Annotated in this window: 11 protein-coding genes and 2 tRNA genes; 11 read left to right on the plus strand and 2 right to left on the minus strand. The window is 65.8% G+C overall.

What is annotated here, in order from left to right:
- The first annotated feature begins 161 nt into the window (after positions 1-161).
- Both AC1DKQ_RS16230 and AC1DKQ_RS16235 read left to right on the plus strand, forming a co-directional pair.
- Positions 162-653 (plus strand): ribose-5-phosphate isomerase, encoded by a 492-nt coding sequence (locus tag AC1DKQ_RS16230; RefSeq protein ID WP_476885119.1) that lies wholly within the window; start codon positions 162-164, stop codon positions 651-653.
- Positions 653-1,570: an Fpg/Nei family DNA glycosylase gene (locus AC1DKQ_RS16235; protein ID WP_476919577.1), complete on the plus strand. Its 918-nt coding sequence runs from the start codon at positions 653-655 to the stop codon at positions 1,568-1,570. Before AC1DKQ_RS16230 ends, AC1DKQ_RS16235 begins: the two co-directional genes overlap by 1 nt.
- A gap of 151 nt (positions 1,571-1,721) precedes the next feature.
- Here the strand turns inward: AC1DKQ_RS16235 and AC1DKQ_RS16240 are convergent.
- A tRNA-Gly gene (locus AC1DKQ_RS16240) sits at positions 1,722-1,792 on the minus strand.
- A gap of 131 nt (positions 1,793-1,923) precedes the next feature.
- Between AC1DKQ_RS16240 and AC1DKQ_RS16245 the strand changes: the two genes are divergently transcribed.
- From AC1DKQ_RS16245 to AC1DKQ_RS16280, 8 genes are all read left to right on the plus strand, one after another.
- A tRNA-Pro gene (locus AC1DKQ_RS16245) sits at positions 1,924-1,998 on the plus strand.
- A gap of 68 nt (positions 1,999-2,066) precedes the next feature.
- Complete coding sequence (tig, locus tag AC1DKQ_RS16250) at positions 2,067-3,461, plus strand: trigger factor (RefSeq protein ID WP_476919578.1); 1,395 nt, start codon at positions 2,067-2,069, stop codon at positions 3,459-3,461.
- 297 nt (positions 3,462-3,758) lie between these two features.
- Positions 3,759-4,397, plus strand: coding sequence for an ATP-dependent Clp protease proteolytic subunit (locus tag AC1DKQ_RS16255; protein ID WP_476885122.1), 639 nt, complete (start codon positions 3,759-3,761; stop codon positions 4,395-4,397).
- Positions 4,398-4,435: 38 nt separating this feature from the next.
- On the plus strand, positions 4,436-5,095 hold the full coding sequence (locus tag AC1DKQ_RS16260) for an ATP-dependent Clp protease proteolytic subunit (protein WP_264357398.1): 660 nt from the start codon (positions 4,436-4,438) through the stop codon (positions 5,093-5,095).
- A gap of 131 nt (positions 5,096-5,226) precedes the next feature.
- Complete coding sequence (clpX, locus tag AC1DKQ_RS16265) at positions 5,227-6,507, plus strand: ATP-dependent Clp protease ATP-binding subunit ClpX (RefSeq protein ID WP_229993382.1); 1,281 nt, start codon at positions 5,227-5,229, stop codon at positions 6,505-6,507.
- Between the two features lie 140 nt (positions 6,508-6,647).
- On the plus strand, positions 6,648-7,253 hold the full coding sequence (locus tag AC1DKQ_RS16270; RefSeq protein WP_476919579.1) for a mycothiol-dependent nitroreductase Rv2466c family protein: 606 nt from the start codon (positions 6,648-6,650) through the stop codon (positions 7,251-7,253).
- Positions 7,254-7,603: 350 nt separating this feature from the next.
- Complete coding sequence (locus AC1DKQ_RS16275; protein WP_476919580.1) at positions 7,604-9,496, plus strand: glycoside hydrolase family 15 protein; 1,893 nt, start codon at positions 7,604-7,606, stop codon at positions 9,494-9,496.
- 158 nt (positions 9,497-9,654) lie between these two features.
- Positions 9,655-9,948, plus strand: coding sequence for a putative quinol monooxygenase (locus AC1DKQ_RS16280; protein ID WP_476885125.1), 294 nt, complete (start codon positions 9,655-9,657; stop codon positions 9,946-9,948).
- A 102-nt stretch (positions 9,949-10,050) separates the two neighbouring features.
- On the opposite strand, the gene valS is transcribed toward AC1DKQ_RS16280, so the two are convergent.
- Positions 10,051-12,669, minus strand: coding sequence for a valine--tRNA ligase (valS, locus tag AC1DKQ_RS16285; RefSeq protein ID WP_476919581.1), 2,619 nt, complete (start codon positions 12,667-12,669; stop codon positions 10,051-10,053).
- Positions 12,670-12,764: 95 nt separating this feature from the next.
- On the opposite strand from valS, the gene AC1DKQ_RS16290 reads away from it, so the two are divergent.
- Positions 12,765-13,136, plus strand: coding sequence for a DUF488 domain-containing protein (locus AC1DKQ_RS16290; RefSeq protein WP_476919582.1), 372 nt, complete (start codon positions 12,765-12,767; stop codon positions 13,134-13,136).
- Positions 13,137-13,187: the final 51 nt, after the last annotated feature.

Here is a 13,187-nt window from a genome sequence, read left to right on the forward strand (position 1 = left end):
CGGCGCCCGGTTGGCAAGAACAGGCCTCTGTGTAACACGATAGTCCGGTGAGGCCTCCGACCAGCGGGAGCACCGTCCCGGAAGACTCGGCCTAGTACGCTTGGATCAGACCCCAACCCGCCCCCGGCCGCCGTCTGGCGCCGCAACTGAACGGAACAGCCGTGACCAATTCTGACTTCCCCCGCGTGCACATTGCCACCGATCACGCCGGCATGGAGCTCAGCGCCCACCTTGTCAGCCACCTCAGCGCCAAGGGCTACGAGGTGGTGGACCACGGACCCAAGGTCTACGACGCCCTGGATGACTACCCCTCGTTCTGCATCAACGCCGCCCTCGCTGTTGTCGCGGACCAGGAAGCCGGAACCCATGCCCTGGGCATCGTCCTCGGCGGCTCGGGCAACGGCGAGCAGATCGCAGCAAACAAGGTCAAGGGCGTCCGCGCCGCGCTGGCATGGAACCTGTCCACGGCGCAGCTCGCCCGGGAACACAACGACGCCAACGTCGTCGCCGTCGGCGGCCGCCAGCACAGCGTCGAAGAGGCCACTGACATCATCGAGGCCTTCCTGACGGAGCCGTTCAGCAACGACGAGCGCCACGTCCGCAGGATCGGCAAGATCGCCACGTACGAGCGCACCGGCGAGGTCGTCGACTAGTGCCGGAAGGGCATTCCGTCCACCGGCTGGCGCGCCAGTTCGGTGACGTTTTCGCGGGGGAGAGGCTGAGGGTCTCGAGCCCGCAGGGGCGGTTCGCCCCGGGCGCCGCCTTGCTGGACGGCCACGTCATGACCTCCGCGACCGCGCACGGCAAGCACCTCTTCCTCGAGTTCGAGCACGGGCTTCTCCTGCATGTCCACCTGGGCCTCTACGGCGCCTGGGATTTCGGCGGCGACGCCAGCTTCCGCGGCGCCTCCAGCATCGGTGCGCCCCGGAAGGTGGGGGAGCGGGAGGTCTACGACGACGGCGGCCCGGCTGAACCGGTCGGTGTTGCGGCTGCGTCGTCTGCATACGAAGGGCCGCCGGAACCGGTTGGCGCCGTCCGCGTCCGGCTGGTGGGCGGACACGGCTGGGCGGATCTGCGCGGTGCCACCACGTGCGAGGCGATCACGGAGGCGGAGGCGGCGGCGGTGCTGGCGCGGCTCGGCCCTGACCCGCTGCGTAACCGGATAGACAACCGGGACACATTCATCGCCACGGTGGCGGCCAAACGCACACCGGTCGCGGGGCTGCTCATGGACCAAAAGGTGATTGCCGGCGTCGGGAACGTCTACCGGGCCGAACTGTTGTTCCGGCAGCGGCTCAACCCCTGGCTGCCCGGGGCCGAACTGTCACCGGCCGCGGCCCGCCGGCTCTGGGACGATACCGCGGCGATGATGTCCGACGGCGTCCGGGACGGCCGGATCATCACCACGCCGCCGCGGTACTGGAACGGGGCCGCGCTGCCGGACCCGGACCACGCGCACTTCGTCTACCGGCGACACGGGCTGGACTGCCGTGACTGCGGCACGCCCGTGGCGCTCACGGAATTGGCTGCGCGGAAACTGTACTGGTGTCCGCGGTGCCAGCAGGCTTGACCCGGCACCCCGTCGCCGCGGCTCGCCGCCCGGGGCGCCTTTGGACACGATTCCGGCCCTCGGGTCCGGTGTCCTGCGGCCCTCTCTGCGCGGCGTGAAGCCGACACGAAAAAAGCCCCTCCGCAGAGGGGCTTTTTTCGTCATATTTCCGAGGGGACGACGGGAATCGAACCCGCGTAATCAGTTTGGAAGACTGAGGCTTTACCATTAAGCTACGTCCCCGGGAACTTACTGGAACTCCAGCAAAACTTCCGGTCGGCTGTTCAAGCCGGATACAACTAAACCCAATTCAGGGCCCCGGTGTCAAATGTGCAAATCGGCTCAGTATGACCGTAGACTGTTCTGTGCACTTACGGGGTGTAGCTCAGCTTGGCTAGAGCGCCTGCTTTGGGAGCAGGAAGTCGCAGGTTCAAATCCTGTCACCCCGACTCTGCAAGCACTGCCAGCACGTGGCAATGCAGAACCCCATACCCCCCACACCAGGAGTACTTAGACTGTGAAGAGCGCTGTCGAGAACCTCACCCCCACGCGGGTCAAGCTCAATGTTGAGGTCCCCTTTGAGGAATTGAAGCCCAGCATCGCAGAGGCATACAAGACTGTTGCTTCGCAGATCCAGGTCCCCGGTTTCCGCAAGGGCAAGGTCCCCTCCAAGCTCATTGACCAGCGCGTTGGCCGCGGCTACGTCCTGGAGACGGCCATCAACGAAGGCCTCAACGGCTGGTACCAGGCCGCGGTGCAGGAAACCGGCATCCGCCCCCTGAGCCGTCCCGAGGTCGAGATCACCGAGGTGCCGGACCCGTCCGCCACCGATGGCGAACTCAAGTTCCACGCCGAGGTTGACATCCGCCCCGAGATCGAACTGCCGGAGTACGCCGGCATCAAGGTTGAGGTCGCCGCCGCCGAGTCCTCGGACACCGACGTCGACAAGGCCCTGGACGAGCTCCGCGGCCGCTTCGGCACGCTGAAGTCTGTGGACCGTCCGGCCGCCGATGGCGACTTCCTGACGATCGACATCGCAGCCTCGATCGACGGCGCCGACGTTGACTCCGCCTCCGGCCTGTCCTACCAGGTTGGCGCCGGCACCATGCTCGAAGGCCTCGACGAGGCCGTCACAGGCCTCAGCGCCGACGAGGACGCCATTTTCGACACCACGCTGGTCGGCGGCGAGCACGCCGGCGAGTCCGCCCAGGTCAAGGTCACCGTCAAGGCCGTCAAGGAGCGCGAGCTCCCCGTCGCCGACGACGACTTCGCCCAGCTCGCCAGCGAATTCGACACCCTGGCCGAACTCCGTGAGGACCTCGCCAAGCAGGCCGCCGAGTCCAAGGTTGTTGAACAGGGCGTCGAGGCCCGCGACAAGGTCCTGGACAAGCTCGTTGAGCTCGTCGAGGTTCCCGTCCCGGCATCGATCGTCGAAGAGCAGCTTGAGCAGCACTTCAACGCTGAAAACGCCCACGGCGAAGGCGAGCACGACACCGAGGAGCACCGCGCCGAGGTCAAGGCCAACACCGAGCGTGCCTTCCAGAACGAGGTCATCCTTGACGCCATCGCCGAGAAGGAAGAAGTCAACGTCAGCCAGAACGAGCTGATCGACTACATCGTGACCACCGCCAGCCAGTACGGCATGGACCCGAACCAGTTCGCCCAGATCATCGATCAGAGCGGCCAGGTTCCCATGATGGTTTCCGAGGTCCGGCGCCGTAAGGCACTGGCCGTCGTTCTGGGCCAGGCCGAGGTTACGGACTCCGAGGGCAACAAGGTTGACCTGAGCGACTTCGTCCGCCCCGGCGACGAGGCAGCCCCGGCCGCCGAGTCCGTTGAGGAAGAGGCCAGCGCAGAAGAAGCTGCCACCGAGGCCACGCCCAGCGATGACCCCGCAGCAGTGAAGTTCTAGCATTCGCGCTGACGGCCCCCGGATCACCGATCCGGGGGCCGTTCGTTTTAAGCCCGCGACTGCCGGCCGGGCCCTGCTGCCATGGTCGGATGAAAGCCGCGGAGGCGGCGCATCAGCGACCCCGCTTCTGCGGTCCCGGCAATCGTGCGCCGTCAGCGAACAGCCCCGCGCCAGCGAACAAAGCGGGCGTGAAAACGGTTAGTGTCGCTGTAGGAAAGTTCAGTGATGTCGTCCAGTGGCGTCACCGTCGCCAGCGAGAGGTAAGTACATATGTCACAGCAAGCAGGGGCACCCAGGATGGCTACTGTCGATCCGGCAGCCCAGGATAACTACATTTACAACCGCCTGCTGAAAGAGCGCATCATCTGGCTCGGCTCCGAGGTCCGCGACGATAACGCCAACGCGATCTGCTCCCAGCTGCTGCTGCTCTCGGCGGAGAATCCTGAAAGGGACATCTACCTTTACATCAACTCACCCGGCGGCTCCGTCACCGCCGGCATGGCCATCTACGACACCATGCAGTTCATCCCGAACGATGTTGTCACGGTTGCCACCGGCCTCGCCGCGTCCATGGGCCAGTTCCTGCTCTCCTCCGGCACCAAGGGCAAGCGTTACGCCACCCCCAACGCCCGCATCCTCATGCACCAGCCCTCCGGCGGCATCGGCGGCACGGCGTCGGACATCAAGATCCAGGCCGAACTGATCCTGCACATGAAGAAGGTCATGGCCGAACTGACCGCTGACCAGACCGGCCAGAGTGTGGACACCATCCTCAAGGACAACGACCGCGACAAGTGGTTCACGGCCTCGGAAGCCCTGGAATACGGCTTCTTCGACAAGATCGCGGCGCACGCCGGATCTGTGGCTGGCGGCGGCGGAACCAACGCCAACGGCTCCGGCAGCAGCGGCGGCGCTGCCACGGCCACCGAGAACTGACCGGCAGGTAGACAGCAATGAATTCAGGAGCAATGAACATGAACTACAACTTCGGTTCGACTGCCGGCAACCTGCCGAGCAGCCGCTACGTGCTGCCCCAGTTCGAAGAGCGCACCCCCTACGGCTTCAAGCGCCAGGACCCGTACACCAAGCTGTTCGAGGACCGCATCATCTTCCTCGGCGTCCAGGTTGACGACGCGTCGGCGGACGACGTGATGGCCCAGCTGCTGGTGCTCGAGTCCACCGACCCGGACCGCGACATCACCCTCTACATCAACTCCCCGGGCGGCTCCTTCACTGCCATGACCGCGATCTACGACACCATGACGTACATCCGGCCGGAGATCCAGACCGTCTGCCTCGGCCAGGCGGCCAGCGCCGCCGCTGTGCTGCTTGCGGCCGGCACGCCGGGCAAGCGCCTCGCGCTGCCGAACGCCCGCGTCCTGATCCACCAGCCCTCACTGTCCGGCGGACAGGGCGGGCAGGCCTCGGACCTGGAGATCCAGGCCGCCGAGGTCATGCGCATGCGGTCCTGGCTGGAGGACACGCTGGCCAAGCACTCCGGCCGTACCCCGGAGCAGGTCAACAACGACATCGAGCGGGACAAGATCCTTACGGCCGCCGAGGCCATGCAGTACGGCCTCATTGACCAGGTCCTCGATTCCCGCAAGATCAAGCCCCAGGCAATCTCGCGCTAATCAGCAATTCGCGACGCCGGTGCGGCACTTTTACTTGGCCGCACCGGCGTCAGCTTTCCACCCAACGGGCCCAAAGTGACCTAGAGTGGAACATGTCACAGGCAGCAGCAAGCTACTAAAGGGGTTCACACATGGCTCGGATTGGCGAGAGCACTGATCTGCTGAAGTGTTCTTTCTGCGGAAAGAGCCAGAAGCAGGTTCGCAAGCTCATTGCCGGGCCCGGCGTCTACATCTGCGACGAGTGCATCGAACTCTGCAACGAGATCATCGAAGAGGAACTCGCGGAAGTAGCTGACCTGGGCAGTTTCGAGCTGCCCAAGCCCCGCGAAATCTTTGATTTCCTGCAGGAATACGTGATTGGCCAGGAACCGGCCAAACGGTCGCTCGCCGTCGCGGTGTACAACCACTACAAGCGGATCCAGGCTGGCCACGCGCCCAAGAGCGGCAGCCTCGCCGACGGCGTGCACCACGACGACGTCGAGATCGCCAAGTCGAACATCCTGCTGATCGGCCCCACCGGCTGCGGCAAGACCTATCTGGCCCAAACCCTGGCCCGCCGCCTCAACGTGCCGTTCGCCGTGGCCGACGCTACGGCCCTGACGGAGGCCGGCTACGTCGGCGAGGACGTTGAGAACATCCTCCTCAAGCTCATCCAGGCCGCCGACTATGACGTCAAGAAGGCCGAACAGGGCATCATCTACATCGATGAGATCGACAAGATCTCCCGCAAGAGCGAAAACCCCTCCATCACCCGGGACGTCTCGGGCGAAGGTGTGCAGCAGGCGCTCCTGAAAATTCTCGAAGGCACTGTGGCCTCGGTCCCGCCGCAGGGCGGACGCAAACACCCGCACCAGGAATTCATCCAGATCGACACCACGAACGTGCTGTTCATCGTGGCCGGCGCGTTCGCCGGGCTCGAGGACATCATCGGTTCGCGTTCCGGACGCAAGGGCATCGGCTTCGGCGCCCCGCTCAACGAGGTCAAGAACACCACGGATTCCTACGGTGAGGTCATGCCGGAAGACCTCCTCAAGTTCGGACTGATCCCGGAATTCATCGGCCGGCTGCCGGTCATCACGACCGTCTCGAACCTGGACCGTGCCGCGCTCATCCAGATCTTGTCCACACCGAAGAATGCCCTCGTCAAGCAGTACCAGAAGATGTTCCAGCTCGACGGCGTCGAGCTCATCTTCGAAGACGAGGCCCTCAACACCATTGCCGACCAGGCTCTGGAGCGTGGCACCGGCGCCCGCGGGCTCCGCGCCATCATGGAGGAAGTCCTGCTGCCGGTCATGTTCGATCTCCCCAGCCGCGACGACGTCGCGAGCGTCGTGATCACGGAAGAGGTCGTGACAAAGAAGGCGGCGCCCACGATGATCGCCCACGACGTCAAGCGCCGCAAGTCCGCCTGACCACTTGCTTCACTCGAACTAAATTCCTTCGGAATAAATCAGCCGTACCCGTCGCTGTCATTCTTAGCGTGCCGTGCATGTGATCCACCGCAGCGCGCTTCCCGCAGACTTCCTTAAGGAGAACACCTGTGCCTGAAACCATGACCAATAAAGCTGACTTCTGGTTCGACCCGATGTGCCCGTTCGCCTGGGTCACCTCCCGCTGGATCGGCGAAGTGGAAGAAGTCCGCGACATCAAGACCGAGTGGCATGTGATGAGCCTCGCCGTGCTCAATGAGGGCCGGGAGGAGCTGCCCGAGCAGTACCGGGAGTTCATGAAGAAGGCGTGGGCCCCTGTCCGCGTCATCACTGCCGCCGCTGAAAAGCACGGTGCGCAGTACATCAAGCCGCTCTACGACTCCATGGGCACCAAGATCCACAACGAGGGCAACAAGGACATCGACGAGGTCATCGCCAAGTCCCTGGCCGAGGCGGGCCTGCCGGCCGAACTTGCGGCCGCCGGCCAGAGCGACGAATTCGATGCGCAGCTCCGCACCAGCCACGACGCAGGCATCTCCCTGGTCGGTCAGGATGTGGGCACACCCGTCGTCGCCTTCAACGGCACCGCCTTCTTCGGCCCGGTCCTGACCCGCATCCCGCGCGGCGAGGAAGCCGGACAGATCTGGGACGCCACAGTGACACTGGCATCCTTCCCCTACTTCTTCGAAATCAAGCGCAGCCGGACTGAAAGCCCGGTCTTCAACTAGGCTGGAAAACGCCGCCCGGGCACTCTTACCGGGCGCCAACAGCCCCGGTAGAACTACTCCGATGTAGTTCTACCGGGGCTCTTGTGCATGCCAAACCGGGGGACAACAATAGAACTTACCCACTTCGAAGGAAGAGGGACGCAGGAACCAAAGATTCAGTGACACTCATCCGACGCAGCCTTCGGCAAAGTCAGATGATGGCTACCAGTGACGAGGTAGGAAGACCTGAAAGTCTAAGGATCCCGCCAGATTGTCTAAGACGTCACGTGACAATCGAAAAGTCGAAGCCCCACCAACGGCTAACGCTGATGGGGCTTCCCCTTTGCCCAAAAACTGGTCAGAGTATGCCAATGAATAGTGTCCAGGGCAGTGAACCCATTGCGGACTATGCCCTCCTGTCCGACTGCTGCTCCGGCGCGCTGGTCAGTGCGGCCGGCTCGGTGGACTGGCTCTGCTTCCCCCGCTTCGACAGCCCGTCGGTGTTCGGCCGGCTCCTCGGCCCGGAGGCGGGATTCTGGTCGATCCAGCCCGCCGCCGCCCACTCCTCAGCCCGGCGCTACCTCGGACCCACGATGGTGCTGGAAACCACCCACACCACCTCCGAAGGGCGGGTGACGGTCACGGATGCGCTCGCCCTCGGGGAGGGCCGGCGCGGCCACGAGCTCGGGGCGGACTCCCCGGGCACCCTCTTGCGCCAGGTGTCCTGCACGCAGGGCTCCGTCGACGTCGACATCGTCCTCAGCGCCCGGCCCGACTACGGCCTCGCCACGCCCCTTCTCAGCTGGGCCGACGGCGGCATCCTGGTTCGCGCCGGAGATGAGGTTTTGTCGATTTCGACGCCGGCGGCGTTCCGGCTGAGCACGGGCCCCGGCACGGAAACCGGAGCCAGCACTGGCACTGGCACCGTGCACGCACGCCTGAGCCTCAGTGCCGGCGACGTTGCCGGCTTTGCCCTCCACTCCAGGTCCGGAGATCCCAGTAGCGGCGGGAGCGGCGCCCCGGTGTTCTGGAGCCAGACGGAGATCACCCACAGGCTGGAGGACACCGTGCAGGGCTGGGCCAGCTGGTCCGCGATCCACCAGAACTACCGCGGCCCATGGCAGGAGCTCGTGGCCGGCAGCGGGAGAATTCTGCAGGCGCTGAGCTATTTCCCGAGCGGCGCGATCGTGGCCGCCCCCACCACGTCGCTGCCGGAGGTGGCCGGCGGCACGCGCAACTGGGACTACCGCTTCAGCTGGATCCGGGACGCCAGCATGACCTTGCAGGCCCTCTGGGTGGCGGCCTGCCCGGATGAGGCCGGGAAGTTCTTCCAGTTCCTGGCCACCGCGGCCGCCAGCCAGCTGGCCGCCGGCGAGGATCTGCAGATCATGTTCGGCATCGGCGGGGAGCGGGAACTGCCCGAACACGAGCTGGACCATCTGCCGGGCTGGCGCGCCAGCGCCCCGGTCCGGGTGGGCAACGGCGCCTGGAACCAGCGCCAGCTGGACGTCTACGGCGAGCTCCTCGACGCCGCCGCTACCTTGCCGGAGTATCTCGCGGAGCTGGCACCGGAGACGCGGAAGTTCCTCGCCGACGCCGCGGACACGGCCGCCGCGCGCTGGCGGTCCGCTGATCAGGGCATCTGGGAAGTCCGCGGCGAGCCGCGCCACTACCTGCATTCCAAGCTGATGTGCTGGGTGGCCGTGGACCGCGCCATATCGCTGGCCGCGATCCTGCAGTCAACCGAAAAGGTCCCGCACTGGACCGAGGCGCGGGACGCGATTGCGGCGTCCATCCGCACCGAGGGGTGGAGCGGGATGGCGAACGCCTACACCCAGGCCTACGGGTCCGAGGACCTCGATGCGTCGGCCCTGATGCTCGCCATCGTCGGATTCCTGCCGGCCGACGATCCCGGCATGATCGCAACGATTGAGGCGATCGAGGAGCGGCTCACGGATTCGCGCGGCCTCGTGTACCGCTACCTGGCCGATGACGGCATGGCAGGGGAGGAGGGCACGTTCCTGCTGTGCACCTTCTGGCTGGCGCACGCCCTTGCCCTGGCCGGACGCACGGAACGTGCCCGGGCCGTCTTCGAGCGGGCGGCCGCGTTCGCCACGGACCTTGGCCTGATGGCCGAAGAGGTCGCGCCGGACAGCATCGAACTGCTGGGCAACTTCCCGCAGGCGTTCAGCCACATCGGCCTCGTCAACGCGGCCTGGGCGATCAGCGAGGCGGAACGGCAAAGCCGGCGCTCCGGCGCCTAGCTGAGGAACAAGGCAGGCGGATCAGGGCCGAAGGAACAAGCCCGGTTGCACCACTGTTGCTTCCAATGGCAGGGCAGCGGTCCCGGTGCCGTGATGTCCAGACATCCTGCCCGGTTGTGTCCTGTGTCCTTTTGCCCACCTGCGAACATTGGAGCGCCATGCCCATCACAGCCCACCTTGACCTGAACCTTAAAGCGGAATCCCTGCCCACGGCGCCTGCCGTGCTCCGCGACATCCTCTCCGGTACCCGGGCGTTTGACGGCTGCCTCGGTGTCCATGTGCTGGTCGATAGCAATGATCCGGCGCACATTCTTGTGGTTGAACAGTGGGCATCGCTGGAGCACGACTCCGCCTACCGCGCCTGGCGGGCAGGTGACGGCGCGAGCGGGCTGGGAGAGCTCCTGGCCGCCCCACCGGTGCTGACGCGCTTCGAGACTTCCTTCGAGATCTGAGGCGCCCGAAAAGCAAAGACCCGATAAACAAAACGAGGGCCCTCCGCCCGGCCTGAGCCGGGCGGAGGGCCCTAGTCCTGATATTCGATATGCCCGCAGGCCTTACGCCTGGGCGGCCGGCTCGGCCGGAGCCAGTACGACGTCGCTCACGGCCAGTTCGCCCTCGCCGGCCACAAGCGCCAGTTCACGCGCATTGGCCGCGGCCTTGAGGTCGCCGAGCCCGGCCTTTAGCTGCGTCGTGAGGGATTCCGAGGCCGTGATCGTCGCGGACAGCACCTCGGTGCGCTGCTTGACCTTCGCCTCGGACTTGGCCTTGCGGATGCCGCTGAGCGCTGTGCCGACCGTCGCCAGGAGGGTCGTGTCGCCGTCGACCGCGACGGCGGACGGCCACTGGGCGCGGTGTACGGAACCGGTGCGCCACCAGCTCCAGACCTCCTCCGTGGCGAACGGCAGGAACGGCGCGAAGAGCCGCAGGAGCGTGTCCAGGCTGGTCGCGAGCGCGGCCAGAACGGACGCCTGCTGCTCCTCGCCGGCCGCGCCGTAGGCACGGTCCTTGATGAGCTCCACGTAATCGTCCGTGAAGTTCCAGAAGAAGCTCTCGGTGATCTGCAGGGCCCGGGCGTAGTCGTAGCCCTCGAACGCCTTGGTGGCCTGCTGGACGACGTCGGCGAGCTGGGCCAGGACAGCCCGGTCCAGCGGGTTGCTCAGCACTGACAGGTCGCCGGAAACCACCGAGTCCTCGGTGGCGCCCAGGTTCAGGACAAACTTGGAGGCGTTGAGCAATTTGATGGCCAGCCGGCGGCCGATCTTCATCTGCGCGATCTCGTAGGCGGTGTCCGCGCCGAGTTTGGCCGAGGCCGCCCAGTAGCGCACCGCGTCCGAGCCGTACTCCTCGAGGACATCCGTGGGCACAATGACGTTGCCCTTGGACTTGGACATCTTCTTCCGGTCCGGGTCCAGGATCCAGCCGGAGATGGCCGCGTGCTTCCACGGGGCGGACTTCTGCAGCGCGTCCGCGCGGACGGCGGAGGAGAAGAGCCAGGTCCGGATGATGTCGTGCCCCTGCGGGCGGACGTCGAACGGGTAGACCTTGGCGAAGAGCGCCTCGTCCGTGCTCCAGCCGCCCACAATCTGCGGGGTCAGGGAGGACGTGGCCCAGGTGTCGAGGACGTCGGCGTCGCCGGTGAAGCCGCCCGGCACATCGCGCTGGGCTTCCTCGTAGCCGGGGGCGGCGTCCGCCGCGGGGTCCACGGGGAGCTGGGCGTCGGACGGGACGATCGGCGCGTCGTATTCGGGGTTGCCGTCGGCATCGAGGGGGTACCAGACCGGCACCGGCACGCCGAAGAAGCGTTGGCGGGACACGAGCCAATCGCCGTTGAGCCCCGAGATCCAGTTCTCGTAGCGGGAGCGCATGAAGGCGGGGTGGAACTCGATCTCGTTGCCACGGCCGATCAGGCGTTCGCGGCGGTCCTCGTCGCGGCCGCCGTTGCGGATGTACCACTGGCGGGAGGTGACGACCTCGAGGGGCTTGTCGCCCTTCTCGAAGAAGTTCACCGGGTGCATGATCTTCTTGGGCTCGCCGTCGAGCAGGTCCGCGGCGGCCAGGAGCTCCACCACGCCTTCCTTGGCGCTGAACACGGTCTTGCCGGCGATGGCCGCGAAGTTGGCGCGGCCTTCCTCGGTGGTGATCCATTCCGGGGTCTCGCCCATGATGCGGCCGTCGCGACCCACGATCGCGCGGGTGGGCAGCTGCAGTTCGCGCCACCAGGTGACGTCGGTGAGGTCGCCGAAGGTGCAGACCATGGCGGCGCCGGAGCCCTTGTCCGCCTTGGCGAGCGGGTGGGCCCTGACCTCTACCTCGACACCGAACAGGGGAGAGGTGACCTTCTTGCCGAACAGCGGCTTGTAGCGCTCGTCGTCGGGGTTAGCCACCAGCGCGGCGCAGGCGGCCAGCAGCTCGGGGCGGGTGGTTTCAATGTAAATCTTCTCGCCGTCCTCGGTGAAGAACGGGTAGCGGTAGTAGGCGCCAGCGACTTCGCGGTCCTCAAGCTCCGCCTGGGCCACCGCGGTGCGGAAGGTGACATCCCACAGGGTGGGCGCCTCGGCCATGTACGCGTCGCCGGCAGCCAGGTTGGCCAGGAAGGCGCGCTGCGAGATGGCCCGGGACTTGTCATCGATGGTCCGGTAGGTCAGGTCCCAGTCCACGGACAGGCCCAGGGTCCGGAAGAGGTGCTCGAAGACCTTCTCGTCCTCGACCGCGAGCTCTTCGCACAGCTCGATGAAGTTCCGGCGGGAGACGACGTCGAAGTCGCGCTGGTTCTTGGCGGGCTCGGCCGGGGGGCGGTAGCCGGCGTCGTACGTGGTGGTGGGGTCGCAGCGCACGCCGTAGTAGTTCTGCACGCGGCGCTCGGTGGGCAGGCCGTTGTCGTCCCAGCCCATGGGGTAGAAGACGTTTTTGCCGGTCATGCGCTGGTAGCGCGCCAGGACGTCGGTCTGCGTGTAGGAGAACATGTGCCCGACATGGAGGGATCCCGACGCCGTGGGCGGGGGAGTGTCGATCGAGTAGACCTGCTCCCGGGTGGTGTCCTGGTTGAACTTGTAGGTCCCTTCGTCAAGCCAGCGCTGCGTGAGCGCTTCTTCCAGCCCCTCCAGGGCGGGCTTGTCCGGAACGTTGATGGGGGCGGTGGTGGGCGTGTCTGTACCCTGCGTGTCTTCAGCCATGGGCTCAATTCTTCCATTTATTACCCCAAAATGTACTTTCGACAGGTTGTTTTGGGGTATCGGCGCTGCTGGCTGCCCTGCAGTAGCATGCGCAGATGGGCAATTCTCAGGGAAGTTCAGCCGGGATCTTCGCGATCAAGCGCATCTACGAAGACCCTTCCGACGACGACGGCTGCCGGGTCCTGGTGGACCGGCTCTGGCCGCGCGGAGTCAGCAAGGAACGGGCGCAGCTGGCGCTTTGGCTCAAGGACGTGGCGCCGTCCGAGGCGCTGCGCAAGGAATTCGGGCATATGCAGGAACGCTTCGCGGACTTCAGGGCGGCCTACGAAGCTGAGCTTGAAATCAACCCCGCTGTGCAGACGCTACATGGACTCGCGGCGGAGCACGGGAAAGTGACGCTGCTGTTCGGCGCCAAGAATCCGGAGACCAACCATGCCGTGGTGCTGAAGGAGTTCCTGGCGGGCTGATTCACGCGGGTTCATCCAGCAGGTGCCCGGCGCGGAGTCCGTGGCGTTGCC

The sequence above is a fragment of the Arthrobacter sp. 05L421 genome, from assembly GCF_056397785.1.

Bases quoted from the DNA above. Each gene is read 5' to 3' on its own strand.
- valS (WP_476919581.1), bottom strand. From the start codon at position 12,669: ATGGCTGAAGACACGCAGGGTACAGACACGCCCACCACCGCCCCCATC.
- AC1DKQ_RS16270 (WP_476919579.1), top strand. From the start codon at position 6,648: ATGACCAATAAAGCTGACTTCTGGTTCGACCCGATGTGCCCGTTCGCC.
- AC1DKQ_RS16275 (WP_476919580.1), top strand. From the start codon at position 7,604: ATGAATAGTGTCCAGGGCAGTGAACCCATTGCGGACTATGCCCTCCTG.
- AC1DKQ_RS16290 (WP_476919582.1), top strand. From the start codon at position 12,765: ATGGGCAATTCTCAGGGAAGTTCAGCCGGGATCTTCGCGATCAAGCGC.
- AC1DKQ_RS16280 (WP_476885125.1), top strand. From the start codon at position 9,655: ATGCCCATCACAGCCCACCTTGACCTGAACCTTAAAGCGGAATCCCTG.
- AC1DKQ_RS16260 (WP_264357398.1), top strand. From the start codon at position 4,436: ATGAACTACAACTTCGGTTCGACTGCCGGCAACCTGCCGAGCAGCCGC.
- AC1DKQ_RS16255 (WP_476885122.1), top strand. From the start codon at position 3,759: ATGGCTACTGTCGATCCGGCAGCCCAGGATAACTACATTTACAACCGC.
- clpX (WP_229993382.1), top strand. From the start codon at position 5,227: ATGGCTCGGATTGGCGAGAGCACTGATCTGCTGAAGTGTTCTTTCTGC.